At 63.9% G+C, this 26817-nt stretch carries 25 protein-coding genes; 16 read left to right on the top strand and 9 right to left on the bottom strand.

The features are described from left to right. Nucleotides 1-3 precede the first annotated feature (3 nt). The 4 genes from IB256_RS10315 to dksA all read right to left on the bottom strand — a co-directional run bounded on the left by IB256_RS10315 (nucleotide 4) and on the right by dksA (nucleotide 4613). Complete coding sequence (locus tag IB256_RS10315; protein ID WP_192292614.1) at nucleotides 4-2955, bottom strand: sensor histidine kinase; 2952 nt, start codon at nucleotides 2953-2955, stop codon at nucleotides 4-6. Then, complete coding sequence (locus tag IB256_RS10310; RefSeq protein WP_015478907.1) at nucleotides 2939-3115, bottom strand: hypothetical protein; 177 nt, start codon at nucleotides 3113-3115, stop codon at nucleotides 2939-2941. The genes IB256_RS10315 and IB256_RS10310 overlap by 17 nt, the downstream gene beginning before the upstream one ends. Nucleotides 3116-3199: 84 nt before the next feature. Then, nucleotides 3200-4087: a tRNA glutamyl-Q(34) synthetase GluQRS gene (gene gluQRS, locus IB256_RS10305; RefSeq protein ID WP_192292612.1), complete on the bottom strand. Its 888-nt coding sequence runs from the start codon at nucleotides 4085-4087 to the stop codon at nucleotides 3200-3202. Nucleotides 4088-4169: 82 nt separating this feature from the next. Beyond that, on the bottom strand, nucleotides 4170-4613 hold the full coding sequence (dksA, locus tag IB256_RS10300) for an RNA polymerase-binding protein DksA (RefSeq protein WP_015478905.1): 444 nt from the start codon (nucleotides 4611-4613) through the stop codon (nucleotides 4170-4172). Nucleotides 4614-4947: 334 nt separating this feature from the next. Here dksA and IB256_RS10295 point away from each other — a divergent pair, with 334 nt between their 5' ends. Together IB256_RS10295 and sfsA are read left to right on the top strand one after the other, a co-directional pair. Beyond that, a complete protein-coding gene (locus tag IB256_RS10295) occupies nucleotides 4948-6120 on the top strand; it encodes a pyridoxal phosphate-dependent aminotransferase (protein ID WP_192402464.1) in 1173 nt (390 codons plus the stop codon). Beyond that, a complete protein-coding gene (sfsA, locus tag IB256_RS10290) occupies nucleotides 6120-6827 on the top strand; it encodes a DNA/RNA nuclease SfsA (RefSeq protein ID WP_192292607.1) in 708 nt (235 codons plus the stop codon). The genes IB256_RS10295 and sfsA overlap by 1 nt, the downstream gene beginning before the upstream one ends. A 146-nt stretch (nucleotides 6828-6973) precedes the next feature. Here the strand turns inward: sfsA and IB256_RS10285 are convergent, their stop codons facing one another. Then, nucleotides 6974-7309 carry a Rieske (2Fe-2S) protein gene (locus IB256_RS10285; RefSeq protein ID WP_192292605.1) on the bottom strand — a complete coding sequence of 112 codons (336 nt, stop codon included), beginning with the start codon at nucleotides 7307-7309 and terminating at the stop codon, nucleotides 6974-6976. A gap of 255 nt (nucleotides 7310-7564) precedes the next feature. Between IB256_RS10285 and IB256_RS10280 the strand changes: the two genes are divergently transcribed. From IB256_RS10280 to IB256_RS10260, 5 genes are read left to right on the top strand one after another with little or no spacing between them, the layout of a single operon-like run. Beyond that, entirely contained in the window at nucleotides 7565-8620 is a 1056-nt protein-coding gene (locus IB256_RS10280; protein ID WP_192402462.1) for a hemin-degrading factor, read from the top strand. 9 nt (nucleotides 8621-8629) lie between these two features. Then, the gene (locus tag IB256_RS10275) at nucleotides 8630-9523 is read left to right on the top strand and encodes a heme/hemin ABC transporter substrate-binding protein (RefSeq protein WP_192402460.1); all 894 of its coding nucleotides are present in this window, start codon (nucleotides 8630-8632) and stop codon (nucleotides 9521-9523) included. A gap of 50 nt (nucleotides 9524-9573) precedes the next feature. Beyond that, nucleotides 9574-10557, top strand: coding sequence for a FecCD family ABC transporter permease (locus IB256_RS10270; protein ID WP_192293625.1), 984 nt, complete (start codon nucleotides 9574-9576; stop codon nucleotides 10555-10557). After that, entirely contained in the window at nucleotides 10557-11324 is a 768-nt protein-coding gene (locus tag IB256_RS10265; RefSeq protein ID WP_192292596.1) for a heme ABC transporter ATP-binding protein, read from the top strand. Before IB256_RS10270 ends, IB256_RS10265 begins: the two co-directional genes overlap by 1 nt. 11 nt (nucleotides 11325-11335) lie before the next feature. Beyond that, nucleotides 11336-12232, top strand: a complete 897-nt coding sequence (locus tag IB256_RS10260) for a ChaN family lipoprotein (protein WP_192292593.1) — start codon at nucleotides 11336-11338, stop codon at nucleotides 12230-12232. Between the two features lie 527 nt (nucleotides 12233-12759). Here IB256_RS10260 and IB256_RS10255 read toward each other — a convergent pair. From IB256_RS10255 to IB256_RS10245, 3 genes are all read right to left on the bottom strand, one after another. After that, entirely contained in the window at nucleotides 12760-13560 is an 801-nt protein-coding gene (locus IB256_RS10255) for a cyclic nucleotide-binding domain-containing protein (RefSeq protein ID WP_192318834.1), read from the bottom strand. 104 nt (nucleotides 13561-13664) lie between these two features. Continuing rightward, nucleotides 13665-13937 carry a TfoX/Sxy family protein gene (locus IB256_RS10250; RefSeq protein ID WP_045216847.1) on the bottom strand — a complete coding sequence of 91 codons (273 nt, stop codon included), beginning with the start codon at nucleotides 13935-13937 and terminating at the stop codon, nucleotides 13665-13667. Nucleotides 13938-14166: 229 nt separating this feature from the next. After that, nucleotides 14167-15729, bottom strand: a complete 1563-nt coding sequence (locus IB256_RS10245; RefSeq protein WP_192292587.1) for an AAA family ATPase — start codon at nucleotides 15727-15729, stop codon at nucleotides 14167-14169. 216 nt (nucleotides 15730-15945) lie between these two features. On the opposite strand from IB256_RS10245, the gene mrcB reads away from it, so the two are divergent. The 3 genes from mrcB to IB256_RS10230 are packed head-to-tail and all read left to right on the top strand — an operon-like array spanning nucleotide 15946 to nucleotide 19443. Beyond that, nucleotides 15946-18270, top strand: a complete 2325-nt coding sequence (mrcB, locus tag IB256_RS10240) for a penicillin-binding protein 1B (RefSeq protein ID WP_192402457.1) — start codon at nucleotides 15946-15948, stop codon at nucleotides 18268-18270. A 16-nt stretch (nucleotides 18271-18286) separates the two neighbouring features. Then, nucleotides 18287-19114 (top strand): tetratricopeptide repeat protein, encoded by an 828-nt coding sequence (locus IB256_RS10235; RefSeq protein ID WP_192402455.1) that lies wholly within the window; start codon nucleotides 18287-18289, stop codon nucleotides 19112-19114. Continuing rightward, the gene (locus IB256_RS10230) at nucleotides 19114-19443 is read left to right on the top strand and encodes a YqcC family protein (protein WP_192292581.1); all 330 of its coding nucleotides are present in this window, start codon (nucleotides 19114-19116) and stop codon (nucleotides 19441-19443) included. The genes IB256_RS10235 and IB256_RS10230 overlap by 1 nt, the downstream gene beginning before the upstream one ends. 7 nt (nucleotides 19444-19450) lie before the next feature. Here the strand turns inward: IB256_RS10230 and IB256_RS10225 are convergent, their stop codons facing one another. After that, nucleotides 19451-19903, bottom strand: coding sequence for a DUF4124 domain-containing protein (locus IB256_RS10225; protein WP_192292578.1), 453 nt, complete (start codon nucleotides 19901-19903; stop codon nucleotides 19451-19453). Nucleotides 19904-20306: 403 nt separating this feature from the next. On the opposite strand from IB256_RS10225, the gene IB256_RS10220 reads away from it, so the two are divergent. From IB256_RS10220 to msrQ, 6 genes are all read left to right on the top strand, one after another. Beyond that, nucleotides 20307-22037 carry an acetolactate synthase 3 large subunit gene (locus IB256_RS10220; RefSeq protein WP_081520738.1) on the top strand — a complete coding sequence of 577 codons (1731 nt, stop codon included), beginning with the start codon at nucleotides 20307-20309 and terminating at the stop codon, nucleotides 22035-22037. Between the two features lie 2 nt (nucleotides 22038-22039). Beyond that, entirely contained in the window at nucleotides 22040-22531 is a 492-nt protein-coding gene (gene ilvN, locus IB256_RS10215) for an acetolactate synthase small subunit (RefSeq protein WP_081520739.1), read from the top strand. A 44-nt stretch (nucleotides 22532-22575) separates the two neighbouring features. Beyond that, complete coding sequence (gene ilvC, locus IB256_RS10210) at nucleotides 22576-23592, top strand: ketol-acid reductoisomerase (protein WP_017516327.1); 1017 nt, start codon at nucleotides 22576-22578, stop codon at nucleotides 23590-23592. A gap of 149 nt (nucleotides 23593-23741) precedes the next feature. After that, on the top strand, nucleotides 23742-24566 hold the full coding sequence (pssA, locus tag IB256_RS10205) for a CDP-diacylglycerol--serine O-phosphatidyltransferase (protein ID WP_017516328.1): 825 nt from the start codon (nucleotides 23742-23744) through the stop codon (nucleotides 24564-24566). A 57-nt stretch (nucleotides 24567-24623) separates the two neighbouring features. Further along, complete coding sequence (gene msrP / locus IB256_RS10200; protein WP_192402453.1) at nucleotides 24624-25634, top strand: protein-methionine-sulfoxide reductase catalytic subunit MsrP; 1011 nt, start codon at nucleotides 24624-24626, stop codon at nucleotides 25632-25634. Next, nucleotides 25634-26242 carry a protein-methionine-sulfoxide reductase heme-binding subunit MsrQ gene (gene msrQ, locus IB256_RS10195; protein ID WP_192292571.1) on the top strand — a complete coding sequence of 203 codons (609 nt, stop codon included), beginning with the start codon at nucleotides 25634-25636 and terminating at the stop codon, nucleotides 26240-26242. Before msrP ends, msrQ begins: the two co-directional genes overlap by 1 nt. Nucleotides 26243-26817: the final 575 nt, after the last annotated feature.

Below are 26817 nucleotides of genomic sequence, written 5' to 3'. Positions count from 1 at the left end.
CGTTTACTGCTCGGCCGTCGGGCCAGGATGCCGCGGCAAGGTGACGCTGATGCGGGTTCCGCATTCGCGTTCGGGGTCAGCCGGGCTGTCTATGGTGATTTGCCCATAATGCTCTTCCACGATCGAATAGACCAGAGCGAGCCCCAGGCCGGTCCCTTTGCCAGGGTCCTTGGTGGTGAAGAAGGGCTCGAACAGGCGGTCGATGATCGACTTGGGTATTCCGCTGCCTTCGTCCTCGACGATCAGGTCGATGGTCTGCTCGGAAGCTTCGGTGCGCACGCGGATCGCGCCGTTGGGCGGGGAGGCGTCGCGGGCGTTGGACAGCAGGTTGATCAGCACCTGGGCCAGACGCTGGGAGTCGCCTTCCACCCAGTGTTCCGGATCGCACAGGTTGAAGAACTGCACGTCGATGCTGCGCTTGTTCAGCGACAGCAGGCCGATGGCTTCCTGGGCGACGTCCGCCAGGCACACCGGCTCGGCCGCGACCTGCTTGCCGCCGGCGTGGGCGAAGCTCATCAGCGACTGCACGATGCGCGAGACGCGCTTGGTCTGTTCGAGGATCTGCCCGCTGATCTCGGTCAGCTCGCCATCGCCTTCGCGTTCTTCCCGCAGGTTCTGCGCCAGGCAAGCGATGCCGGTGATCGGGTTGCCGATCTCGTGGGCTACACCGGCGGCCAGGCGGCCAATGGAGGCCAGGCGCTCGGAATGGATCAGCTTGTCTTCCAGGGACTGGGTTTCGGTGAGGTCTTCGACCAGCAGTACCAGGCCACTGTTACCGGGCGCGAGGGGCTCCTCGATCGCCGCCTTGTGCAGGTTCAGCCAGCGGGTCTGGCCCTCGATGGTCAGGCGCTGCTTGTGCAGGTGTTCGTCGGGGGCGTCGATGAAGCCTTCCAGCAGGCCGCGCCACGGGTCGGGCAAGGCGGCCAGGCGCGAGCCGACCACGCGCTGTGCGCTGACGCCGGTGAGTTCCTCGATGGCGCGGTTCCACATGAGGATTTCCTGGTCCTTGGCCAACGAGCACACGCCCATCGGCAGGTCCTGCAGGGTCTGGCGGTGGTAGCGGCGCAGGGTGTCGAGCTCGGCGGCCAGACCAGTGAGTCGGGAGTGGTAGTCCTCGAGGCGGCTCTCGATGAAGTGGATGTCCTCGGTGACGTAGGCTTCGCTGCTGGCCTTGTAGGGCAGGAAGGTCTCCACCATGTCCTGCGCCACGCTCGGGCCCATCAGGCCGGAGAGGTTTGCCTCGATGCGGTCGCGCAGGCGGCGCAGGGCGTAGGGGCGGCGTTCGTCGAAGGGCAGGTGCAGGTCGCGCAGGGCCTGTTCCACTTCGCGCTGGGCGGTCTTCGCGCCCAGCGGCTTGGCCAGCTGGCTGGCGAATTCCTGCGGGGAGACGGCAATCAGCTCGCGGCGCTGCGGGCGGCGTACGTTGTCGACGGCGCAGGCTTCGGCGGCGCCTTTCTCTTCATCGCTGGCTTCGGTGAACAGCGAGACCAGGGTGAACACCAGTACGTTGGCCGCCAGCGAGGCGAGCGCCGCGAGGTGCCAGGTGGTGTCGTCGAGCACGTAGAGCGAGTTGAACAGCGGCAGATAGATGCTCTGCATGTTCGCCACCAGCGGGGTGAGCATGGTCGCGCCCCACACCAGCATCCCCGCCACGAGACCTGCGATGAAGCCGCGGCGGTTGGCGGTCGGCCAGTAGAGCACGGCCAGCGCGCCGGGAAGGAACTGCAGGGTGGCAACGAAGGAAACGATGCCCAGGTTGGACAGGTCCTGCTCGGCGCCCAGCAGCAGGTAGAAGGCATAGCCGGCCATGATGATCGCGGCGATCAGCGCGCGGCGGGTCCATTTCAGCCAGCGGTAGATGTTGCCTTCGGCCGGGGGCTGGTAGAGCGGCAGCACCAGATGGTTGAGCACCATGCCCGAGAGCGCCAGGGTCATCACGATGATCAGGCCACTGGCGGCGGAGATGCCGCCGACGAAGGCAGTCAGTGCCAGGGCCGGGCTGTCCACCGAGATGCCCAGGCCGAGGGTGAAGTATTCCGGGTTGGTCGAGGCGCCCAGGTGCAGGCCGGCCCAGAGGATCGGTGGCACCGCCAGGCTCATCGGCAGCAGGAACAGCGGCAGGCCCCAGCTGGCGCTGAGCAGTGCGCGCGGGTTGAGGTTCTCGGTGAAGGTCATGTGGAACATGTGCGGCATGACGATGGCCGAGGCGAAGAACACCAGCAGCAGCGTCCGCCACGGCCCCTCGGCCAGCGGTGTGTGCAGGGTGCTCAGGGCTTCCTGGTTCTGCAGCAGCCACACTTCCAGGCCATCCGGTCCGCCGAATACGCCGTAGAGGGCGAACAGGCCGATGGAGCAGAGCGCCACCAGCTTCACCAGCGATTCGAAGGCGATCGCCATCACCAGCCCTTCATGACGCTCGCGTGTGGCAATGTGGCGTGCGCCGAAGAGGATGGCGAACAGCGTGATCAGCGCGCAGAACGCCAGCGCTGCGCGGTTGGGTTCGGATTCTCGGGTGAGGATGCTGATCGAGTCGGTCACCGCCTGGATCTGCAATGCAAGCATCGGTAGCACGCCGATCAGCATGAACAACGTGGTCAGCGCACCGGCCCAGGTGCTGCGGAAGCGGAAGGCGAACAGGTCGGCCAGCGACGACAGCTGGTAGGCCCGGGTGATCCGCAGGATCGGATAGAGCAGCACCGGTGCGAGCAGGAACGCGCCGGAGACGCCCAGGTAGATCGCCAGGAAGCCGTAGCCGTACTGGTAGGCCAGCCCGACCGTGCCGTAGAAGGCCCAGGCGCTGGCGTACACGCCCAGCGACAGGGTGTAGATCAGCGGATGGCGCACCAGCCGGCGCGGAATGAAACCGCGCTCGGTGATCCAGGCGACACCGAAGAGGACCATCAGGTAGGAGGCGCTGATCAGGATCAGCTGGGTAAGGCTAAAGCTCGTCAGCATCGCGCTGGCTCTGCAGGATGAAGGTGACGACGATCAGGATCAGCCACAGCAGATACGGGCGGTACCAGGCGCCGTGGGGATCGATCCACCAGTCCATGATGGCCGGTGAGAACAGGTAGATGCCCACGACCAGGAGCAACACCAGTCGGTAGATGTACATGTCGTCTCTCTCTTTGTTCGGCGGGCAGGCTACCTGTGCGCACAGTTGCCGGCAAGCCGGCCGCCGGTGGGGACGGGTACAAGTCTAGAGCTGCGCGTCTTCCAGCGTCAGGCTATGGGGGATGGCATTGGCATCCCAGTGCGCGATGCCCCAGGCAAGCACCTCGTGGGGCGTGGCCTGCAGCAGTTCGGCGGGCGGCTCCTGGCCCAGCGCCTTGAGTGCGCGTACCAGCAATGGCGCGGCCTGATTGGCCTGCAGCGGCGGCGAGCGGTAGGACTTGCCGAGCTTGTGGCCGTCGGGCTGGATGATCAGCGGCACGTGCAGGTAACGTGGCGCGGCGATGCCCAGCAGTTCCTGCAGGTAGAGCTGGCGCGGGGTGTTGTCCAGCAGGTCGGCGCCGCGAACGATGTCGGTAACACCCTGCCACGCATCGTCCAGCACCACCGCCAGTTGATAGGCGAACAGCCCGTCGCGGCGTCGGATGACAAAGTCGCCCACTTCGCGGCCCAGGTGCTGGTGGAATTCACCCTGCAGGCGATCGGTGAAGCGGTAGTCCAGTTCCGGCACGCGGATACGGATGGCGACGTCGCCGTGCCAGTCATGCTGGGCGTCGCGGCAGGAGCCGGGATAGATACCGTGGCTGCCTTCGAGCTGCTTGCGCGAACAGGTGCAGGCATAGGCCAGGCCGCTGCGCAGCCATTGCTCGACCTGGGCCGCATAGGCGTCGCCACGCTCCCTCTGGTGCTCCACCGGGCCGTCCCATTCGAAACCGTAGCGTTCGAGGGCTTCCAGGATGGCGGCCTGAGCGCCGGGCATTTCGCGTGGCGGATCGAGGTCTTCCATGCGCACCAGCCACTTGCCGCCCACGGCGCGGGCGTCCAGGTAGGAAGCCACTGCCGCCACCAGCGAGCCGAAGTGCAGGTAGCCGCTGGGCGTAGGGGCGAAGCGTCCGACGTAGCGGGAGGCGGGCATGGAGGCTCTCTGCTGGAAGACTATCTATAAAACGCAGAAACGAAACGGGGCGCCGCAGCGCCCCGTCCGGGATCAACCAGGCTCAGGAGCCCAGTTGCTTTTCCTTGATTTCCGCCAGGGTCTTGCAGTCGATGCAAAGGGTGGCGGTGGGGCGGGCTTCCAGACGACGGATGCCGATCTCGACGCCGCAGGAATCGCACCAGCCGTAGTCGTTGTCTTCGATCAGTTGCAGGGTCTCGTCGATCTTCTTGATCAACTTGCGCTCGCGGTCGCGGGCGCGCAGTTCGAGGCTGAACTCTTCTTCCTGGCTGGCCCGGTCGGCCGGGTCGGGGAAGTTGGCCGCTTCGTCCTGCATGTGGTGCACGGTGCGGTCCACTTCTTCCATCAGCTCAACTTTCCATTTGTTGAGGATGGAGGTGAAGTGCGCGCGCATGCGATCACTCATGTACTCCTCGCCCTTGGTTTCCTGGTAGGGCTCGAAGCCACGAATCAGTTGGCTGCTCTGTTGCTTTGCTTTGGTGGGCATGGATGACCGCCTCTCACTCTCGCTAATCCTCTCGCGGATGGTCCCTCTCCGGCACCGCCGGCCCCGCGCTCGCAGCGGGCGAACTTACCAGAACGATAACCGCGATGCTACTCCCGGTTATCGAGCCTGCCAGTGCCCGCACATGACCTGATCGCCAGGTCGGCGACCCACCGGTCATCGCCAGTGGGTTTTTCTGCAAACCTGAGCAGAATCGTCGGCGTTCGCCAGACGAAGCCTGCAAGTTCCCGGAAGCCGCACATCACAGGCGCGGCCGCCCAGAATTCATCAGTGGCCTGTTAGAATCCCGGCTCTGTCGCAAAGTTCGGAATATTCCATGGCCACCACCTTCAGTGCGCGCAGCCGCGCCATCGAACCCTTCCACGTCATGGCGCTGCTGGCGCGGGCCAACGAGCTGCAGGCTGCGGGCCACGACGTCATCCACCTGGAAATCGGCGAGCCGGACTTCACCACCGCCGCGCCCATCGTCGAGGCCGGGCAGAAGGCCCTGGCAAATGGTCACACACGCTATACCGCCGCACGTGGCCTGCCAGCCCTGCGCGAAGCCATCGCCGGCTTCTACGCCCAGCGCTACGGGCTGTCGGTCGACCCGCAACGCATTCTCGTTACGCCCGGCGGTTCCGGCGCCCTGCTGCTCGCCAGCAGCCTGCTGGTGGATCCGGGCAGGCACTGGCTGCTGGCCGATCCGGGCTACCCGTGCAACCGCCACTTCCTGCGCCTGGTGGAAGGCGCCGCGCAACTGGTGCCAGTGGGGCCGGAGAGCCGTTACCAGCTCACCCCGGAACTCATCGAACGGCACTGGGATCAGGACAGTGTAGGCGCTCTGGCCGCATCACCGGCGAATCCTACGGGCACCTTGTTGCACAAGGACGAACTCGCCGCGCTGTCTCGCGCCCTGAAGGCGCGCGGCGGCCATCTGGTGGTGGACGAGATCTACCACGGCCTGACGTACGGCCTGGATGCGCCCAGCGTGCTGGAAGTGGATGACGACGCCTTCGTCCTCAACAGTTTCTCCAAATATTTCGGCATGACCGGCTGGCGCCTGGGCTGGCTGGTGGCGCCGCCCGAAGCGGTGGGCGAACTGGAGAAGCTGGCGCAGAACCTCTACATCAGTGCGCCGAGCATGGCCCAGCACGCCGCGCTGGCCTGCTTCGAGCCGGCGACCCTGGCGATCCTCGAAGAACGCCGCGAAGAATTCCGTCGCCGCCGCGACTACCTGTTGCCGGCGCTGCGTGAACTGGGCTTCGGCATCGCCGTGGAGCCGGAGGGTGCCTTTTATCTGTATGCGGATATCAGCGCCTTCGGTGGCGACGCCTACGCCTTCTGCCAGCACTTCATCGAGACCGAACACGTGGCCTTCACGCCCGGCATCGACTTCGGGCGTTACCAGGCTTCGCACCATGTGCGTTTCGCCTACACCCAGAGCGTCGAGCGCCTGCAGCAGGCGGTGGAACGCATCGCGCGCGGCCTGAAGACTTGGCGTCCCTGATGCGCTTCGAACCGGCGCTGGAAGAGGCGCGCCTGATCAAACGCTACAAGCGCTTTCTGGCGGACATCGAGACCGCCAGTGGCGAGCAGCTCACCATCCACTGTCCGAACACCGGCTCGATGCTCAACTGCATGAGCGAAGGTTGCCGAGTCTGGTTCAGCCGCTCCGATGACCCCAAGCGCAAGCTGCCGGGGACCTGGGAGCTGGTGGAAACCCCGCAGGGCCGGTTGGCCTGCGTGAACACCGGGCGGGCCAACCGTCTGGTGGAAGAGGCGCTGCTGGCCGGTACGGTGACCGAGTTGGCCGGCTTCGATGAACTGCGCCGCGAAGTGGCTTACGGGCAGGAGAACAGCCGCGCGGACTTCCGTCTGATGTATGCCGGCAAGCCGGTGTACGTGGAAGTGAAGAGCGTCACCCTGGGGTTCGATGACACCATGGTCGCCGCCTTCCCCGATGCCGTCACCCTGCGAGGTGCCAAGCACTTGCGCGAGCTGGCGGCGCTGGCGCGCGAGGGCATGCGTGCGGTGCTGCTGTATGCGGTGAACTTGTCGGGTATCGACGCGGTTCGCCCGGCGGTGGAAATCGACCCGGCCTACGCCGCTGCGCTGGCGCAGGCGCGCAACGCCGGCGTGGAGGTGCTGGCGTATGGGGCGCGGATTGATACGCAGGAAATCCGGCTGGAGCGGCCGATGCAGGTGCTGCTCTAGGCAAGACTCGGTGCGAGGGCTGTTCGCGAACAGGCTCGCTACTGCGCAGGGCCGGACAGCTTCGTAGGGTGTACAGCTGTTCGCGGTCTTACGCCCATTGGTATCGGCAGCAGCCTGGCGGCTTATAACGCCGAGCGTTATGCGCCCTACGCCTGATCTTCTTCCTGATCTTCCAGCCAGATGCCGTTCTCATCTTCCCGGCAGGGCAACGCCTCCAGTACATCCCCCAGGCACGGCCCCTGGATGCACTCGCCTGTCTCGATCAGGAACAGCGCGCCATGGTGGCCGCACTGCAGCAGGCGTCCGCTGGCATCGAGGTACTGCTCAGCGTCGTAGCCCAGCGGGATTTCCCGGTGCGGGCAGCTGTTGCGGTAGGCATAGACACGGCCCTGGCGGCGCACGGCAAAGAGATTCAGGCCAGCGGCCTTGAAGCCCCGGCTCTGGCCTTCGGCCAGGTCATGCGGGGCGCAGAGCAGGATCATCCGGGTCTTCCATTCAGGTACGGCATCACGAGGCGGACATTATCCGCGCCTGCAGGGCGGTACCGGAAGAGGGTGCACTTCCGTGTGCTGAAGAGGGGCTGGGCTGGCGTCTTGCCAGCGAAAGCGGCGCCGACCTTAAGCCTCTCTGACATTTAATGCAAATAATTATCAAATAGATTTCCTGGTTTTCCTGTGGCAAGGTTCGTCCATGCTGCTGCGCCGCGGCAGGCTACCTTTCGAACGAGGAATTCTGCGATGACCACCCTGACTGCGCCGGCCTCCGAGCTGTACCGCGCCTGGCAAACCCTGCGCGCCGAGAAGCCGCGCCTGCGCGCCCGCGATGCCGCGCAACACCTGGCCGTGAGCGAAGCCGAGCTGACTGCCTGCCGCCTGGGCGTGGACGCCGTGCGCCTGCGAACTGACTGGACCGAGCTGCTGCCGGCGCTGGGGGAGCTGGGCCAGATCATGGCGCTGACCCGCAACGAGCATTGCGTGCATGAGCGCAAGGGGCCGTACCGCGACGTGACCGTTTCCGCCAATGGCCAGATGGGCCTGGTGGTGTCTCCGGACATCGACCTGCGCCTGTTCCTCGGCGGCTGGGCCAGCGCCTTCGCCATCAGCGAGGAGACCGCCCACGGCATCCAGCGCAGCGTCCAGGTGTTCGATCGCCAGGGCACCGCCGTGCACAAGGTCTTCCTCACCGAGCAGAGTGACCTCGCCGCCTGGGACCCGCTGGTGCGCAGCTTCACTGCCGCCGAGCAGAGCGCCGCACTCGACCTGGCCCCACTTGAGCCCAAGGCCGCGTCGCTGGCCGATGGCGAGATTGATGTCGCCGCTCTGCGCGAAGGCTGGTCGGCATTGAAGGACACCCACCACTTCTTCGCCCTGCTGAAGAAGCACAAGGTCCAGCGCACCCAGGCGCTGCGCCTCGCCGGCCGCGAGTGGGCCGAGCCGCTGGCTACCGTCGAACTGCCGCGCCTGCTGGAAGCAGCTGGGGTCAACCAGTTGCCGATCATGATCTTCGTCGGCAACGCCCACTGCATCCAGATTCATACCGGTACCGTGGAAAACCTCAAGTGGATGGACGACTGGTTCAACGTCCTCGACCCGCTGTTCAACCTGCACCTGAAAACCCCGGGCGTGGTCGAGCTGTGGCGCGTGCGCAAGCCCAGCAGCGACGGCGTGGTCACCAGCTGGGAAGCCTTCGATGCCCATGGTGAGCTGGTGCTGCAGGTGTTTGGTGCGCGCAAGCCCGGCGTTCCGGAACTGCAGAGCTGGCGCGAACTCGCTGAATCCTTCCCGGCACGCTGAGGACGACTCATGAAGACTTCCATGACTGCACGCGCGCTGTTCGCCGGCCTCTGCCTGACCGCCACCAGCGCGCTGGCCGACTCGTTGCCGCAACGCTGGGTGAGCGCCGGTGGTTCGCTGAGTGAATGGGTCGTCGCCCTGGGCGGCGAGGCCAAGCTGGTGGGCGTCGACACCACCAGCCTGCACCCGGCATCGCTTCACGCGCTGCCGAAGATCGGTTACCAGCGGCAACTCGCCGCCGAAGGCATCCTCGCGCTGAAACCGGACATCCTGCTGGGCAGCGAGGAGATGGGCCCGCCGCCGGTACTGCAGCAATTGCGTGCCGCCGGCGTGCGGATCGAGACGCTGTCGGCCACGGCTGACGAGAAAACCGTGCACAACACCATTCAGCGTCTGGGCGAACTGCTTGGTGCGCCAGACAAGGCCAGGCAGGTCGAGGCGGACTTCGATGCCCGCCTCGCCGCGCAGGACGCCTGGGTGAAGAAAGCCCAGTCCGCTCAAGCCGCGCCCGGTGTCGTCCTGCTGGTCGGGCACGCGGGCGGCAACCTGCTGGTGGCCGGGCAGGACACTGCCGGCGACTGGCTGATCCAGCATGCCGGCGGCCGCAACCTGGCGACCCACACCGGTTACAAGACGCTGTCCACCGAAGCCCTCACCGCGCTGAATCCACAGGTGGTGGTGCTCAGCGACCGTACCCTGGACGGTGACAAGGCCCGCGCCGCGCTGACCCAGCAGAACCCCGGACTGGCCGCAACCAGCGCGCTGCGTGACGGCCGCGTATTGGTGCTCGACCCGACCCTGCTGGTGGGCGGCCTCGGGCCGCGCATCCCGGACGAGCTGGCTAGCCTCTCCCAGGCCTTTTATCCTTCCGCGCAGGCCCTGAACACGGAAAGTCGTCCTTGACCCGGATCGTTACCGCTAGACCGCTGTTCCTGCTCCTCGGTTTCCTCCTGCTGCTGGTCGTCTGGCTCTCACTGGCTCTCGGGCCGGTGAGCCTGCCGCTGGGCGATACCCTGCGCGCGCTGGCGCGCATGGCCGGGCTACCAGTCTCTGCCGATGGCCTCGGCCAGGCCGAGCTGATCGTCGGGCAGATCCGCCTGCCGCGCACCTTGCTGGGCATTGCGACCGGGGGCGTGCTGGCGCTGGCCGGTGTGGCCATGCAGGGGTTGTTCCGCAACCCACTGGCCGATCCCGGCCTGATCGGTGTTTCGAGCGGTGCCGCGCTGGGGGCGGCCATCGCCATCGTCTTCGGTGCGTCCATCGGTGGATTGCCCGAGGCTTTCGCTCCTTACCTGTTGTCTGCATGTGCCTTTGCCGGCGGCCTGCTGGTGACGGCGCTGGTCTATCGCCTGGGGCGCCACAGCGGCCAGACCAGCGTGGCGACCATGCTGCTCGCCGGCATCGCGCTGACGGCGCTCGCGGGCGCACTGATCGGCCTGTTCACCTACCTCGCCGACGATGCCACCCTGCGCACCCTGACGTTCTGGAACCTTGGCAGCCTCAACGGCGCGAGCTACCCGCGACTGTGGCCGCTGCTGCTGATCACCCTGCTGGTGGCCTGCTGGCTGCCGCGCCGGGTGAATGCCTTGAATGCGCTGCTGCTGGGCGAATCCGAAGCGCGTCACCTGGGCTTCGACGTCGAGCGGCTGAAAGTCGAACTGATCCTCTGCACCGCGCTGGGCGTCGGGGCGGCGGTGGCTGCCGCCGGGATGATCGGCTTTATCGGTCTGGTGGTGCCGCATGTACTGCGCCTGATCGTCGGTCCGGACCACCGGGTGCTGCTGCCGGCCTCGATGTTCGGCGGCGCGATCCTGCTTCTGCTCGCCGACCTGATCGCGCGGCTGGCGCTGGCGCCGGCGGAACTGCCGATCGGCATCGTTACCGCGCTGATTGGTGCGCCGTTCTTCCTCTACCTGCTGATCCGGGGGCGTTCCTGATGCTGTGCGCAGACAAGCTGCTGGTGAAGCGCGGCGCCCAGACCGTCCTGCGGGAGGTGAGCGTGACGCTGCAGCCGGGCGAAGTGCTCGGCGTTCTCGGCCCCAATGGTGCGGGCAAGAGCACCCTGCTTGGCGCCATGAACGGGGAACTACCGCTGGCCGGCGGATCAGTGAGCCTCGACGGCCGCCCGCTGGACTCCTGGCAAGGCACCGAGCGCGCACGCCGGTTGGCTGTTCTGCCGCAGTCGTCTTCGCTGAACTTCGCATTCCCTGTCGAGGCGGTGGTTGGCTTCGGACGCTTGCCTCACGACAGTGGCCGCCAGCGCGACGAGGAAATCATCCGCGAAGCCATGGTCGCCGCCGATGCTTCGCACCTGGCCGGGCGCAGCTACCTGGCGCTCTCCGGCGGAGAACGCCAGCGGGTGCATCTGGCCCGCGTGCTGGCCCAGTTGTGGCCGGGCGGGGCGGAACAGGTGCTGCTGCTGGATGAGCCGACCTCGGCGCTCGACCCGCTGCACCAGCACACTACGCTGCAAGCTGTGCGCGATTTCGCCGGGCGCGGCGCGGCGGTGCTGGTAATCCTGCACGACCTGAATCTTGCGGCGCGTTACTGTGATCGCCTGCTGCTGCTGCACGAGACACGCGCGCATCTGCTCGGCACGCCTCGCGAAGTGCTGCAGGCCGAGCCGCTGCGCACTGTCTTCGGTCTGGATGTGCTGGTGCAGGAGCACCCGGAACGCGGCCATCCGCTGATCATCGCGCGCTGAAGGGAGTCGCCATGAAGAAAGTCCTGCTCGTCCCGCTGCTGGCTATTCTCACCGCCTGCCAGGGTCAGGTGAGCGTGCCGCCGCTACCGGTCTGGCAGAGCCCGGAAGGGCGCGGCAGTGCCGAGCTGGGCGTAATCCGCGATCTGCGTAGCGGTGAAGAGCTGTCGCCAGCGCAACTGCTCGACCGACTGGCTGCCGCGCCGCGGGTGATAGTCGGCGAGCAGCACGACAACCCCGATCACCATGCACTCGAGCTCTGGCTGGCGCGCGCACTGGCCGATCGCCGCCCGACTGGCAGCGTGCTGCTGGAGATGCTCAACCCCGATCAGCAGAGCGCCGTGACCGCTGCCCAGTCCTCGGCGGCGAAGGGTGATACGCCGAAAGACCTGATCGGTGCGCTGCGCTGGCAACCAGGCTGGGACTGGTCGCAGTACGGCCCGCTGGTGACCTGGCTGGTGAAGCAGCCGGCGCCGTTGCTGGCGGCCAACCTGGATCGCAGCGAGATCATGGGCATCTACCGGGGCAAGCCTGAATTGCAGGGCCCGGCCTCCACGGCCGCTCCGGTGCGCGATGCATTGCTGCAGGATATCCGTGATTCCCATTGTGGCCTGCTGCCGGACAGTCAGCTGCCGGCGATGCTGGCAGTGCAGCAGCAGCGCGATCGGCGCCTGGCCGAACGTTTCAAGGCGGCGCCCGCCCCCTCTCTGCTGATTGCCGGCGGCTTCCACGCGCGCCGTGACCTGGGTGTTCCGCTGCATCTACAGGATCTGGGCGCAGCACAAGGGCTGAAGGTGGTGATGCTGGCGGAAGTCGGCAGAGTGGTGGAGCCGGCCCAGGCGGACTTCGCCTGGTACACACCGGCGCAGCCGCCGACGGATTACTGCGCGCAGATGCGCGGCAATATGTGAAGGGGCCGAAAGGCCCTTTTTCATGAGTGGATGAAGGACGGTCGTGGCAGAAATCGCGGGCAAAAAAAGACCCGGCAAAGTGCCGGGTCGAAACCGTGATTAGCCTGATGAGGAGATAATCTGAAGAGTCCGACTGCGTGGTCTCTCGAGCTTATCCAACTGGCCTCGCAGCCAGTGGTTGTAATAATAACCATTATCATTTGAGAGTCAACACCTTTTCTTCGACCGATCCGAAGATTTTCTGGTGGACGTGAATGCGCCGCGCGAAGGAAAAAATCGAGGCAAAAAAAGACCCGGCAAAGTGCCGGGTCGAAACCGTGATTAGCCTGATGAGGAGATAATCTGAAGAGTCCGACTGCGTGGTCTCTTGAGGTTATCGATCTGGCCTCGCGACCAGATGACTCAATAATAATCATTATCATTTGAGAGTCAACCTCTTTTCTGCAGATTTTTTCTCGCCCGCGAAATTCCGCCTGCACAAACGAAAAAGCCCGGCGCTGGGCCGGGCTTTCTCAGGTGGAAGCGGATCAGTCGGCCTGGCGTTGCAGACGCAGCTGGGTGACTTCCTTGTTCAGCAGGTCAATGCGCCGCGCCATGCCTTCGATGAGGCTGTGGGCGATGCGCGGGTTGCTCTGCATCAGGCTGAGGAACTGGTCCTTGGGGATCACCATCACGGTGCACGGCTCACTGGCGATCACCGAGGCGCTGCGTTTCTCGCGGGTGAACACGGCCATGGCGCCGAAGATCTCGTCCTTCTGCACATCGCCGACCTTCTGCCCGTCGACGAAGGCTTCGGCGTGGCCCTCGATGATGATGAACACGTGCTCGGCGTCGTCACCCTGCTGGATCAGCTGGGCGCCGGCGGCGAAGTGCTGGAAGCCGGTGGCCGGGCGAATCTCCGGCTGCTTGAGGTGCGCCAGGGCATCCGACAGCAGCGCGGTGTGGCCGATCAGGTAGTGCAGGAACTGCTCCTGACGCTGTTCGTGGCTGTGGATATGGCGGAACACGTCGCTGCGCGAATAGGGAATCAGGCACAGCGGCTCTTCGCTGACATAGCGGCAGGGCGGCAGCTCGATGCCCTGGCGCAGGCCGACCAGGTCGCCTTCCTGCAGGTAGAACAGCGGGCGTTCATCCACCAGGGCATGGACCAGACCGTTCTCGATGAGGAACAGATGCTTGCCGGGCAGCTCGCCCTCCAGATCGTCGGAGCGCTCCAGGCGAATGGCTTCGCCTGCGGGCTCAAGGCCGGCGAGCAATTGCGCCGGAATGCCCTGCAGCCGATTGATCAGTCGATCGGCATAGGCGGGTTGTTCACCGAGTAGGTACATGGCCGTAATTCCTTGATATGGCGACGGTCGAGGGCGCACGAAGGGCCCTGAAACCATAAGCGGACAGGTACCTTGCGTAAACATTTTCACACAGAGCTTGTGAGCTAGCTCTTGTTACGTGCGGGAAATGTCTCAAGCTCGCCAAGAAGAGCAGCCTTGTGCGCGGGCGGCAGGTCGTTCCAGTGCACATCCAGCAGCGCGCCCTCGATGGCATAGAGCAGCACTTTCGAGGCGCGGAAGCCCCTTGCGCGCACGGCCCGATAGGCGCCGACCGCCCCCAGACGGCGCAGATCGCTGGCGCTGTGAATGCCCACGGCATGCAGCCATTGGGCGGAGGTCTTGCCTAGGTTCTTCAGGTGCAGCAGTTCGTCGTTCATCGTCTGTCCTTGCGATGGGCGCGATGGGTGTCGGGTCTTGAAGGGGCCGAGAACTGCTCGTAGCGGCCGGACACTCAGAAGGAAGTGTAGCGGTGACTGGGAAAAACGTGGCTTTGTGACATCGCCATGAATGCGGGGCAGGGCGTTGTCGTCGTCGAAGGCTGGTCGTGCGGCGTGGCCAACGGCCGGAAATCGCCGCGCGGGGCGACTCCGGCCGACAGGCGGTGGATCAGAGGCCGGGTAGGCGCTGGCGGATGCTGGCGACCAGGGCGTCGAGGCTGGCGGCGTCCGGAGTGTCGACGCGCTTGCTGTGTTGTTGCTCCTCGGCGCTGAGATCGTCGCGGCTGGCCAGTTGTGCCTGGACGACTTCCAGGGTGGCGTCGGACGGGTCGTTGCCGTCGTTCTGGCGCTGGGCCAGCCAGCCGGCGATCACGGCTTCCGGTGCGTGGCAGTCGAGGATCAGGAAGGGCACGCCGGTTTCCTCGGCAATTTCCCACGCGGCGGCGCGCTGCTCGCGCTTGAGGAAGGTGGCGTCCAGCACGACCGGGTAGCCGGCACGCAGAATGTCCACGGCCAGTTCGTTGAGGCGCTGGTAGGTCGCGGTGGTGGCGTCGGTATCATAGATGCCGCTCTTGAGCTGGCCTTGCTGATCGGCCTTCTGTTCGCCGAACAGGCGCTTGCGCTCCACGTCCGAGCGCAGGCGCACGGCGCCCAGCGCTTCCACCAGGCGCAGGGCAACCTGACTCTTGCCGACCGCGGAAACGCCGACGGTGACGGCCAGGAAGCGCGAGGGAATGGCACTGTAGCTTTCCGCCAGGTTGGCGTAGTTGCGGTACTGGCGCAGGGTCGCGGCCTTCTGTACGGCGTCGGTCTGGTGCGCCAGGCTGAACAGCGCGATCTTGGCGCGGACCAGAGCGCGGTAGGCCTTGTAGAAGTTCAGCAGGGCCAGAGACTGGTAGTCGCCGGTGTATTCCAGGTACTGGCTGACGAAGCGCCGCGACAGGCATTTCAGGCCACGGTCTTCCAGGTCCATGGCGAGGAAGGCGTAGTCAGCAGTGACGTCGGTGAAACGGAACGGCTCGTTGAACTCGATGCAGTCGAACAGTACGGCCTTGCCGTCGATGATCGCGGCGTTACCCAGGTGAATGTCGCCATGGCATTCGCGGATGAAACCGTTCGCCTTGCGCTGCTCGAACACGCTGTGCAGGCGTTCGAAGCTGGATTCTGCCCAGGCTTCCAGGGCGTCGAGCTGTTGCAGGTCGACCTTGTCGGAGAGCATCGGGCGAATCTGCTCGAAGTTCTGCCGCACGGGCGCCATGCAGGCTTCCGGGGTACCCAGCGGGTGCTCGGTAGGTACGATGGGGGTGCGCAGATGGAAGTCGGCGATCTGCTTGGCCAGCCCGTCGATGTGCGCGGAACCCAGTTCTCCGCGTGCCTGCACCTCGCTGAGCAGCTGGGTTTGCGGGAATTCGCGGCACTGGAGCATGTACTCGATGGCCGGGCCTTCACCGTTCAGCTGCGGTGCGCTCTCGCTGCCGGTGATGGCGATCACGTCAAGGTACAGACCGTCGGTCAGGCGCTGGTTCAGGCGCAGCTCTTCCTCGCAGAAGTGCTTGCGCTGGGCGAGGTCGGTGAAGTCGAGGAAGCCGAAGTTCACCGGCTTCTTGATCTTGTAGACGTAGGAGCCAGTAAGCAGCACCCAGGAAATGTGGGTTTCGATGACCCGGAAGCCTTCGACCGGATGAGGGAAGAGGGTGGGATTCTGCAGGGCTGCGAGTAAGGTCTGGCTCACGTGATGTCCTTTCCGGTCGAATTTTTGAAGGCAGGCATTATGGCGGCTGGGTCGGTAGCTGCAAACTCTGCGGCCGACCGGCAACCAAATGGCCATCGTGGGGTCATAGCTCGGCGACTGCCGTAACCGCGAGATGCGCGGCAGTTCGCATCAAGCCTGGACGCCCGCTGGAGTGGCGTCTGTCTCCTGTGGATAAAGTACGTATAATGCGCCGCCATGACGCGTCCCCGATCTTCCAAACCTCGTAAAAAAAGCGGCAAATCGTCGCCTGCCATGCGCAAGTGGCTGGGCTGGGCTCTTAAGCTCGGTCTGGTTGGCGTGGTGGTGCTGGCCGGTTTTGCCGTGTACCTCGATGCGGTTGTCCAGGAGAAGTTCTCCGGCAAACGCTGGACCATTCCCGCCAAGGTCTATGCCCGGCCGCTGGAACTGTTCGTCGGCCTGAAACTGGGCAAGGACGACTTCCTGCGCGAGCTGGATGCCCTGGGCTATCGGCGCGAGACTTCGGTCGCAGGGCCGGGCGCGGTGTCGGTGGCCGGCAATGCCGTCGACCTGAACACACGCGGCTTCCAGTTCTATGAAGGTGCCGAGCCGGCGCAGCGCATTCGCGTGCGCTTCTCCGGCGACTATGTGGCCGGCCTGAGCCGCGCCAACGGTGGCGACCTCGCTGTCGCGCGCATGGAGCCGCTGCTGATTGGCGGCCTGTACCCCGCGCACAACGAAGACCGCATCCTGATCAAGCTCGACCAGGTGCCGCCGTACCTGATCGATACTCTGGTCGCCGTGGAGGACCGTGACTTCTGGACCCACCACGGGGTTTCGATCAAGTCCATCGCCCGCGCCGTCTGGGTCAACGCCAGCGCCGGCCAGTTGCGCCAGGGCGGCAGCACGCTGACCCAGCAGCTGGTGAAGAACTTCTTCCTGACCAACGAGCGCAGCCTGTCGCGCAAGCTCACCGAAGCCATGATGGCGGTGCTGCTTGAACTGCATTACGACAAGCGCGAAATCCTCGAGGGCTACCTCAATGAGGTGTTCCTCGGCCAGGACGGCCAGCGTTCGGTGAACGGCTTCGGCCTCGCCAGCCAGTACTTCTTCAGCCAGCCGCTGTCGGAGCTCAAGCTGCCCCAGGTGGCTCTGTTGGTCGGCATGGTGAAAGGGCCCTCCTATTACAACCCGCGCCGCAATCCCGAGCGTGCGCTGGAGCGCCGCAACGTCGTGCTCGACGTGCTCGCCGAGCAGGGCGTGATCACTGCCGACGAGGCCGCTGCCGCCAAGCAGACGCCGCTGGGGGTGACTCGCCAGGGCAGTATGGCCAACAGTTCCTATCCGGCGTTCCTCGACCTGGTGAAACGCCAGCTGCGCGAGGATTACCGCGACGAGGACCTGACCGAAGAAGGTCTGCGTATCTTCACCAGCTTCGACCCCATTCTGCAGATGAAGGCCGAGTCCGCCGTCAGCGAAACCTTCAAGCGTCTCGAAGGCCGCAAGGGCGTTGCCGAAACCGAAACCGCGATGGTCGTGACCAACCCGGAAACCGGTGAGATCCAGGCGCTGCTCGGCAGTCGTGATCCGCGTTTCGCTGGCTTCAACCGCGCTGTCGATGCGGTACGGCCAATCGGTTCGCTGGTCAAGCCGGCGGTCTACCTGACCGCACTGGAAAAGCCGAGCCAGTACACCCTGACCAGCTACATCCAGGACCAGCCGTTCCAGGTGAAGGGCAAGGATGGCCAGGTCTGGACGCCGAAGAACTATGAAGGCACCGCCAACGGCACGATCTTCCTCTACCAGGGGCTGGCTCGTTCGCTGAACCTGTCCACTGCCAGGCTGGGTCTTGACCTGGGCGTACCGAACGTTCTGAAGACGCTGGAGCGCCTGGGCGTTTCGCCGAACTGGCCGGCCTATCCGTCGATGCTGCTGGGCGCCGGTGCACTGAGCCCGATGCAGGTGGCGGCCATGTACCAGACCATCGCCAGCGGCGGCTTCAACACGCCGCTGCGCAGTATTCGCAGCGTGCTGGCGGCCGACGGGCAGCCGCTCAAGCGTTATCCGTTCCAGGTCCAGCAGCGCTTCGATCCGGGCGCCATCTACCTGCTGCAGAGCGCCATGCAGCGCGTGATGCGCGAGGGCACCGGCCGCTCCGTCTACAACCAGTTGCCGGCGTCCCTGACCCTGGCGGGCAAGACCGGCACCACCAACGACTCCCGCGATAGCTGGTTCTCCGGCTTCGGTCAGGACCTGCTGGCGGTGGTGTGGATCGGTCGCGATGACAACGGCAAGACGCCGCTCACCGGTGCCACCGGTGCGCTGCAGATCTGGACCAGTTTCATGCGCAAGGCCAATCCGGCACCGCTGGACATGCCGATGCCGGATAATGTCGTGCAGGCCTGGGTCGATCCGCATACCGGGCAGGGCACTGACGCCAACTGCCCCGGTGCAGTACAGATGCCTTATATTCGAGGAAGCGAGCCTGCGCTGGGCGCAGGTTGCGGAAACCAGACGCCGGCCGGCGAAGTCATGGACTGGGTGCGCGGCTGGTTGAACTGATGCAAGAGGATTGGAAGTGAGAAAAGCTTGGTTTGCAGCGTCGGCGACTCTGGCGCTTCTGTCCGGTTGCGCGTCCCCGCAGCACGGTGCGATTCCCGTGCAGGACTCCGGTACCTCCGTCTCCAACTCGGAGCGCGTCGGCCGCAGCGGTGGCAACACCCAGGCGCCGGTGCGCGCTGGTGCCGGCCAGAGCATTCCGCAGGGTGACTCCGGCGTTACCGTGATGGTCCCGCAGGATGCCGGCATGGCGCCGATCCAGACCTTCCCCGCACAGACCGGCGCCGCGCCGATCAGCACCGCGCCGATGACCACGTCTCCGGGGGCTGCCGGCTCGACCTATTCTTCGCAGCAGCCGATCTCCACCAGTGGTGGTATCACCTCCAATGGTGGTTTCCAGTCGCAGACCTACCAGCAGCCGGCGTACCAGGCCCAGCAGGCCGCGCCGTCGAGCCAGGGCAGCACCTACCAGGGGCCGTCGGGGATTCCGCGGAGCAACTCCGGCCTGTCGGCGGACGAGCAACTGGATGGACCGGTGCTTGCGCTACTGACCTCCGCTTCGCAGCAGCAGGGTGGTGGTGATCTGAACGGCGCTGCCGCGAGCCTGGAGCGTGCCCAGCGCATCGCACCGCGCGAGCCGCAGGTTCTCTACAAGCTGGCCCAGGTTCGCCTGGCCCAGGGCGATGCCGCGCAAGCCGAACAGGTCGCGTTGCGCGGCCTGTCGCTGGCCAATGGTCGCCCGACCATGCAGGCCAGCCTGTGGGATCTGATCGCCAAGTGCCGTGACCAGCAGGGCAACGCTGCCGGCGCTGCCGAAGCGCGTCAGAAAGCCAAGGTGACCCTGTAATGGACACGCGCGTGCTGGCGGTTGCCGATCAGTTGCTGTTGATAGAACGGGAGTTGCGTACGATCGGGATGTGGGGAGTCGAGAGCCCGTCGACGGACAGGCTTTCCAGCATCGAACCCTTCTGCGTGGACACACTGGCGCTGGAGGAGTGGCTGCAGTGGATCTTTCTGCCGCGGATGAAACTGATCATCGAGAGCGGCGCGGATCTGCCCAGTGCTTCGGGTATCCGCGCCATCGCGGAAATGGCTTACGCCAATGAGGGCGCGCGCGTGGCGGCGCTGCTGGATGCGCTCGGCGCCTTCGATCAGCTGATCAGCCCGACGCCCTGAGCGGGCGTCAGTTGCAGTTCTCGCGAATGCTCTTTTCGCTGTCCGCGATGCGCCCCTGACGTTCCTCTTCGGTGATCCGGCGCAGGTCACCATTGCCGTCGTCCACGCGGACGCGCGGGTTGTTCTTCAGTTGGGCCACGTCGGCGCGCAGCTTCTCGCATTGCTGGACTCGCTCGGCTTCCTGCTGCGCCACTTCCTGGCGCACCTTCTCGTCGGCGGCCTTCTGCTTTTCGTCTGCGCTGGGTGGCAGCGTCGGCTTGGCGGCGGCCGGCGGCGGGAAATTGCTGCTGGCCTTGGGCGGCGCGGTATTGGTGTTCACGGTGGCGGCATCGGTGCCTTCCGGCGGCTGAGCGCCGAAATGGGTGATGCCCTGGGCATCGACCCACTTGTAGACCTGCGCGGCCATCACGGTCGGGGCCAGTGCGAGCAGCAGGCTGCCCAGGAAAATCGTCCGTCGCATGCTTTGTCGATCCTTGGGATGCGGAGTCTGTCGGTAACTATAACCAAATCGTGCGCTTATTCACTCTGAGAAAGTTCACATCCCCGCTTCATTCAAAGCCATATATGGCTTGACTTGGCCGCTTCGTTTCAGAAGAATCCAAGGTTCGCTGCAGTGGGCCGGCCGCAAGCTGGTTTTACTCGGCAGACAAGAGGTGCTACCCGCGCCGCAAAGTTTCACCCTGTTTCGCGTTACCTCGCGCTGGGTGGAGGCTCTCCGTAACACAAACAGGAGCGCCTCCAGGTTCTGCTCAATCGGCAGTCGACGTAGCCGGCGATTACATTCGCCCATGTCTGCCGGGCAGCCATCCAAGTCGGTCCCCCACGTTGGGGGTTTCCGTATATAGCGTTCTAGAGGTGACAACGTGGAACTTTTATCCGGCGCTGAAATGGTCGTCCGCTCCCTGCGTGACGAAGGCGTTAAGTACATCTACGGGTACCCGGGCGGTGCCCTCCTGCATATCTACGACGCTCTCTTCAAAGAGAACGAAGTAACCCACATCCTGGTTCGCCACGAGCAGGCCGCCACCCACATGGCCGACGGCTATGCGCGCGCCACCGGTAAGCCGGGCGTGGTGCTGGTGACCTCCGGTCCCGGCGCGACCAACGCCGTCACCGGCATCGCTACCGCCTACATGGACTCCATCCCGATGGTGGTGATCTCCGGCCAGGTAGCGAGCAACATGGTCGGCACCGACGCGTTCCAGGAAACCGACATGGTCGGTATCTCCCGCCCGATCGTGAAGCACAGCTTCATCATCAAGCATCCGTCGGAAATCCCAGAGGTCATCAAGAAGGCCTTCTATATCGCCCAGTCCGGCCGTCCCGGTCCGGTGGTGATCGATATTCCGAAGGACATGGGCGATCCGACCCAGAAGTTCGAGTACAACTACCCGAAGAAGGTCAAGCTGCGCTCCTACAGCCCGGCGGTCCGTGGCCACTCCGGCCAGATCCGCAAGGCTGCCGAGATGATGCTGGCTGCAAAGCGCCCGATCATCTACGCCGGTGGTGGCGTGATCATGGGCAATGCCGCCGAGCCGCTGACCGAAGTCGCACGCATGCTCAACGTGCCGGTCACCAATACCCTGATGGGTCTGGGTGGCTATCCGGGTACCGATCGCCAGTTCGTCGGCATGCTCGGCATGCACGGCAGCTACACCGCGAACCTCGCGATGCATCACGCGGACGTGATCTTCGCTGTCGGCGCACGCTTCGACGACCGCGTGATCAACGGCGAGACCGCTGCCAAGTTCTGCCCGAACGCCAAGATCATCCACGTCGACATCGACCCGGCCTCGATCTCCAAGACCGTCAAGGCCGACATCCCGATCGTTGGTCCGGTGGACAGCGTCCTGACCGAAATGGTCGCGATCCTCAAGGAAATCGGCGAGACCCCGAACAAGGAAGCGCAAGCTGCCTGGTGGAAGCAGATCGAGGAATGGCGCGGCACCCGTGGCCTGTTCCCGTACAACATGGGCGACGGCAGCATCATCAAGCCGCAGACCGTGATCGAGACCCTCTGCGAAGTCACCAACGGTGATGCCTTCGTCGCTTCCGACGTGGGCCAGCACCAGATGTTCGCGGCGCAGTACTACCGCTTCAACAAACCCAATCGCTGGATCAACTCCGGTGGCCTGGGCACCATGGGCTTCGGTTTCCCGGCCGCCATGGGTGTGAAGCTGAACTTCCCCGAAGCCGACGTCGCCTGCGTGACCGGTGAAGGCAGCATCCAGATGAACATCCAGGAGCTGTCCACCTGCCTGCAGTACGACCTGCCGGTGAAGATCGTCAACCTGAACAACGGTGCGCTGGGCATGGTCCGCCAATGGCAGGACATGCAGTACAACAGCCGTTATTCGCACTCCTACATGGAATCGCTGCCGGACTTCGTCAAGCTGGCTGAAGCGTATGGCCACGTCGGCATGCGCATCACCGACCTGAAGGACCTGAAACCGATGATGGAAGAAGCCTTCGCGATGAAGAATCGCCTGGTCTTCCTCGACATCCAGGTCGATACCAGCGAGCACGTCTACCCGATGCAGATCCGCGGTGGTGCGATGCGCGACATGTGGCTGAGCAAGACGGAGCGTACCTGATCATGCGACACATCATTTCCCTGCTGCTGGAAAACGAACCCGGCGCGCTCTCCCGCGTGGTCGGCCTGTTCTCCCAGCGCAACTACAACATCGAAAGCTTGACCGTCGCCCCCACCGAGGACCCGACGCTGTCGCGCCTGACCCTGACCACCGCCGGTCAGGATGAGGTCATCGAGCAGATCACCAAGAACCTCAACAAGCTCATCGAGGTGGTAAAACTGGTGAACCTCTCGGAGAGCGCGCACATCGAGCGCGAGCTGATGCTGGTGAAAGTGAAGGCCACCGGCGCCCAGCGCGCCGAGGTCAAGCGCACCACCGACATCTTCCGCGGCCAGATCGTCGACGTCACCAGCAGCGTCTACACCGTGCAGCTGGCCGGTACCAGCGACAAGCTGGACAGCTTCATCCAGGCCGTCGGCACCGCGTCGATCCTCGAAGTTGTCCGCAGTGGCGTCACCGGTATTGCCCGTGGCGACAAGACTCTCAGCATCTGATTTGAAATACGGCCCACGAGGCCAACTGACAGGGGATTACCCAAATGCGCGTTTTCTACGATAAAGACTGTGACCTCTCCATCGTTCAGGGCAAGAAAGTTGCCATCATCGGTTACGGTTCCCAGGGCCACGCCCACGCGTGCAACCTGAAAGACTCCGGCGTCGACGTTACCGTCGGCCTGCGTGCGGGTTCTTCCTCCGTTGCCAAGGCACAGAACCACGGCCTGAAAGTCGCCGAAGTGGCTGAAGCCGTTGCCGCTGCCGACCTGGTCATGATCCTGACCCCGGACGAATTCCAGGGCCGCCTGTACAAGGATGAGATCGAGCCGAACCTGAAGAAGGGCGCTACCCTGGCCTTTGCTCACGGCTTCTCCATCCACTACAACCAGGTCGTACCGCGCGCTGACCTCGACGTGATCATGATCGCGCCGAAAGCTCCGGGCCACACCGTGCGCTCCGAGTTCGTCAAGGGCGGCGGCATCCCTGACCTGATCGCCATCTACCAGGACGCTTCGGGCAATGCCAAGAACGTCGCTCTGTCCTACGCCTGCGGCGTTGGCGGCGGCCGTACCGGCATCATCGAAACCACCTTCAAGGACGAGACCGAAACCGACCTGTTCGGCGAGCAGGCTGTTCTGTGCGGCGGTTGCGTCGAGCTGGTGAAAGCCGGTTTCGAAACCCTGGTCGAAGCCGGTTACGCTCCGGAAATGGCCTACTTCGAGTGCCTGCACGAACTGAAGCTGATCGTTGACCTCATGTACGAAGGCGGCATCGCCAACATGAACTACTCGATCTCGAACAACGCCGAATATGGCGAGTACGTGACCGGTCCTGAAGTCATCAACGCCGAATCCCGTCAGGCCATGCGCAATGCTCTGAAGCGCATCCAGGACGGCGAATACGCCAAGATGTTCATCTCCGAAGGCGCCACCAACTACCCGTCGATGACCGCCAAGCGCCGTAACAACGCCGCTCACGGTATCGAAGTCATCGGCGAGCAGCTGCGCGCCATGATGCCGTGGATCGCTGCCAACAAGATCGTCGACAAGACCAAGAACTAAGGTCCTTTCGACGAACGAAGAAACGCGGCGCTTGCCGCGTTTTTTCGTTTAGGGGCGGTGATCTGGTATAAAGCGGGGGCGTCGGGTGAGTCTGCGCAGTAGCGTGCCCCGGCGAATCTCAGCCTCAACGAGTTCTCAAGGAATCGTCCATGAGTGAAGGTCACGAGGAGCCGAACAAGGCTTCCGACACCGAAGAAAGTCTGCTGCCCATCGATGAGCACATCGAAGAGGGCCATGACGCCGAAGGTCGCAAGGTTCGTCATCGCGGCATCTACCTGCTGCCCAACCTGTTCACCACCGCGGCACTGTTCACCGGCCTCTACGCCATCATCAATGCCATGAACGGCGACTTCTCCAACGCCGCCATCGCCATCTTCGTCGCCATGGTCCTCGACGGCCTCGACGGTCGCGTGGCCCGCCTGACCAATACCCAGAGTGCTTTCGGCGCCGAGTACGACTCGTTGTCCGATATGGTCGCCTTTGGTGTCGCGCCGGCACTGGTCGCCTTCGAGTGGGCGCTGAGCAGTCTGGGCAAGGTCGGCTGGATGGTCGCCTTCATCTATGTGGCGGGTGCGGCGCTGCGCCTGGCGCGCTTCAATACCCAGGTGGGCAAGGCCGACAAGCGCTACTTCATTGGTCTGGCCAGCCCGGCCGCCGCAGCGCTGGTTGCCGGTACGGTGTGGGCGTTCGCCGACTTCGACGTGCAGGGTGCCAAGGTTTCCCTGCTGGTTGCCCTGATGGTCGCTGCCGCCGGCATGCTGATGGTCAGCAACATCAAGTACTACAGCTTCAAGGATCTCGACCTGCGTGGTCGCGTGCCGTTCATGGCGATCCTGGTGGTGGTGCTGGCATTCGCGGTGGTCTTCACCGACCCGCCGCGCATCCTGCTCCTGCTGTTCCTTGCTTACGCCACCTCCGGCCCGGTGCAATACTTGTTGCAATTGCGCCGTCGCAAGCAGCCGCCTGCCGTGTAATTTCCAGCGGGCTCCGCAGTCTACTGGCGCATACAGCCAGTCGTTGCGGAGCCCGTCATGCTGATCAAGTCGTCCCGCCTTTCCGATTGCCACGAATCGGAAGTCACTCCCGAATCCCTCTATCTCTCCCGTCGCCACTTTCTCGGTGGTGCGATGGCGGTTGCCGCGTTATCCGGATTACCGCGTCTGAGTCTCGCCGATGGCGGTCGCTATGCCGATGTGGCCCAAGCGGCTGCTCCTTCCTGGTTGGCGGAGAGGCTGTCGGCTACCCGCTGGGATGCCGTGACAGTGAAAGATGAAGCCATCACGCCGTTCAAGGATGCGACCACTTACAACAACTTTTATGAGTTCGGCCCCGACAAGGGCGATCCTGCCGCCAATGCCGGCGCGCTGAAGACCGAGCCGTGGTCGGTGGTGATCGATGGGGAAGTGGGCAAGCCTGGCAAGTATGGGCTCGAAGACTTCATCAAGCCCTATCAGTTGGAGGAACGCATCTACCGGCTGCGCTGTGTCGAGGCCTGGTCGATGGTGATTCCCTGGATTGGTTTCCCGATATCCGACCTGATTAAGCGCGTGGAGCCGACCAGCAAGGCGAAGTACGTGCGCTTTGAAACCCTGGTGGATCGAAAGGACATGCCTGGTGTGCAGTCCAATTTCGCCTTGATCGACTGGCCTTACGTAGAAGGGCTGCGCATGGATGAGGCAATGCATCCATTGGCGATATTGGCAGTCGGCATGTATGGCCGGGTGCTGGCGAACCAGAACGGAGCACCGCTTCGCCTGGTGGTGCCGTGGAAATATGGTTTCAAGGGCGCCAAGTCCATTGTGCGGATCAGCTTCGTCGAGGAGCAGCCGAAGACCACCTGGCAGAGCCTGGCCTCGGATGAGTACGGCTTCTATGCCAACGTCAATCCAGCCGTTGACCATCCGCGCTGGAGTCAGGCGCGCGAGCGTCGCCTGCCCAGTGGACTATTCAGCCCCAATGTTCGTCCCACCCTCATGTTCAACGGCTATGCCGATGAAGTCGCTCCGCTCTATGCAGGCATGGACCTGAGGAAGGATTACTGATGCGCTATCCGTTCTGGCGGGCCGGGGTGTTTCTGGCTGCGTTGCTGCCGCCGCTTTATTGGCTGTACCAGGCGTGGATCTTCGATCTTGGCCCGGATCCGGGCAAGGCGTTGGTCGACCTGCTGGGGCAAGGCGGCCTGGTCCTGTTGCTCATAACCCTGACCATGACTCCCCTGCAGAAGATTACCCGCTGGGGAGGCTGGGTACAGGTCCGTCGGCAGCTGGGGCTATGGTGCTTCACCTATATAGTGCTGCACCTGAGCGCCTATGCCGTCTTCATTCTGGGGCTGGACTGGGCGCAGTTGGGCGTCGAACTGCGCAAGCGTCCCTATATCATTGTCGGGGTCGTTGCCTTCCTCGGCTTGCTCTCCCTGGCGATCACTTCCAACCGCTACAGCATGCGGAGGCTGGGGACGGGCTGGAAGAAACTGCATCGACTGATATATGTCATCCTCGGTCTGGGATTACTCCATATGCTGTGGGTCGTACGGTCCGATCTGGAGCGCTGGGCGATCTATGCAGCCATAGGCCTGGTCCTGCTGCTCTTGCGGGTGCCGCCAGTGGCCCGGCGTTTGCCGTTGTTGCGGGGCCGTCTGGCTGCTAACTGAAGAAAGTTTAAATTAGTCGTTGACGGCCGATTTAAACTCCCTATAATGCGCACCACTCCCAGCGACGAAGCGCTGAAAGAACTTGAAAATCAAGTACTTACAGAGATTCGAAGTTGAGGGTGGTGGTCAGGCAGGTGATTCACTTGCCGCTCTTCATTAGCTGCTCCGGCAGCGAGCTGAAAAGAAGATCGCCGAGGTGGTTGACAGCGAGTTTGATCGCTGTAGAATGCGCCTCCCGCTGATGAGAAGGTTTCCTTCGCTGAAGCACAAGCGATTGAGTAGAAAAGAAATTTTCGAAAAATAAAGCTTGACGGAAGATGGGGTTGGCGTAGAATGCGCGCCTCGGTTGAGACGAAAGCCTCAGCCAAACGTTCTTTAACAAGTTGAATCAAGCAATTCGTGTGGGTGCTTGTGATGTAAGACTGATGATCGACTGATTATCAGCAATGCAAGTAACACTCGTGAATTCGAGAGTTTTAGCTCTTTAAATAGAGCATGCGATTGCTGAGCCAAGTTTAGGGTTTTCTCAAAACCCAAGCAGTATTGAACTGAAGAGTTTGATCATGGCTCAGATT

This window comes from Pseudomonas sp. PDM17 (assembly GCF_014851985.1).
In the GTDB taxonomy this organism is placed as follows: domain Bacteria; phylum Pseudomonadota; class Gammaproteobacteria; order Pseudomonadales; family Pseudomonadaceae; genus Pseudomonas.
The sequence above is the reverse complement of the archived record's forward strand: the minus strand, read 5'-3'. Positions and strand labels throughout refer to the sequence as shown.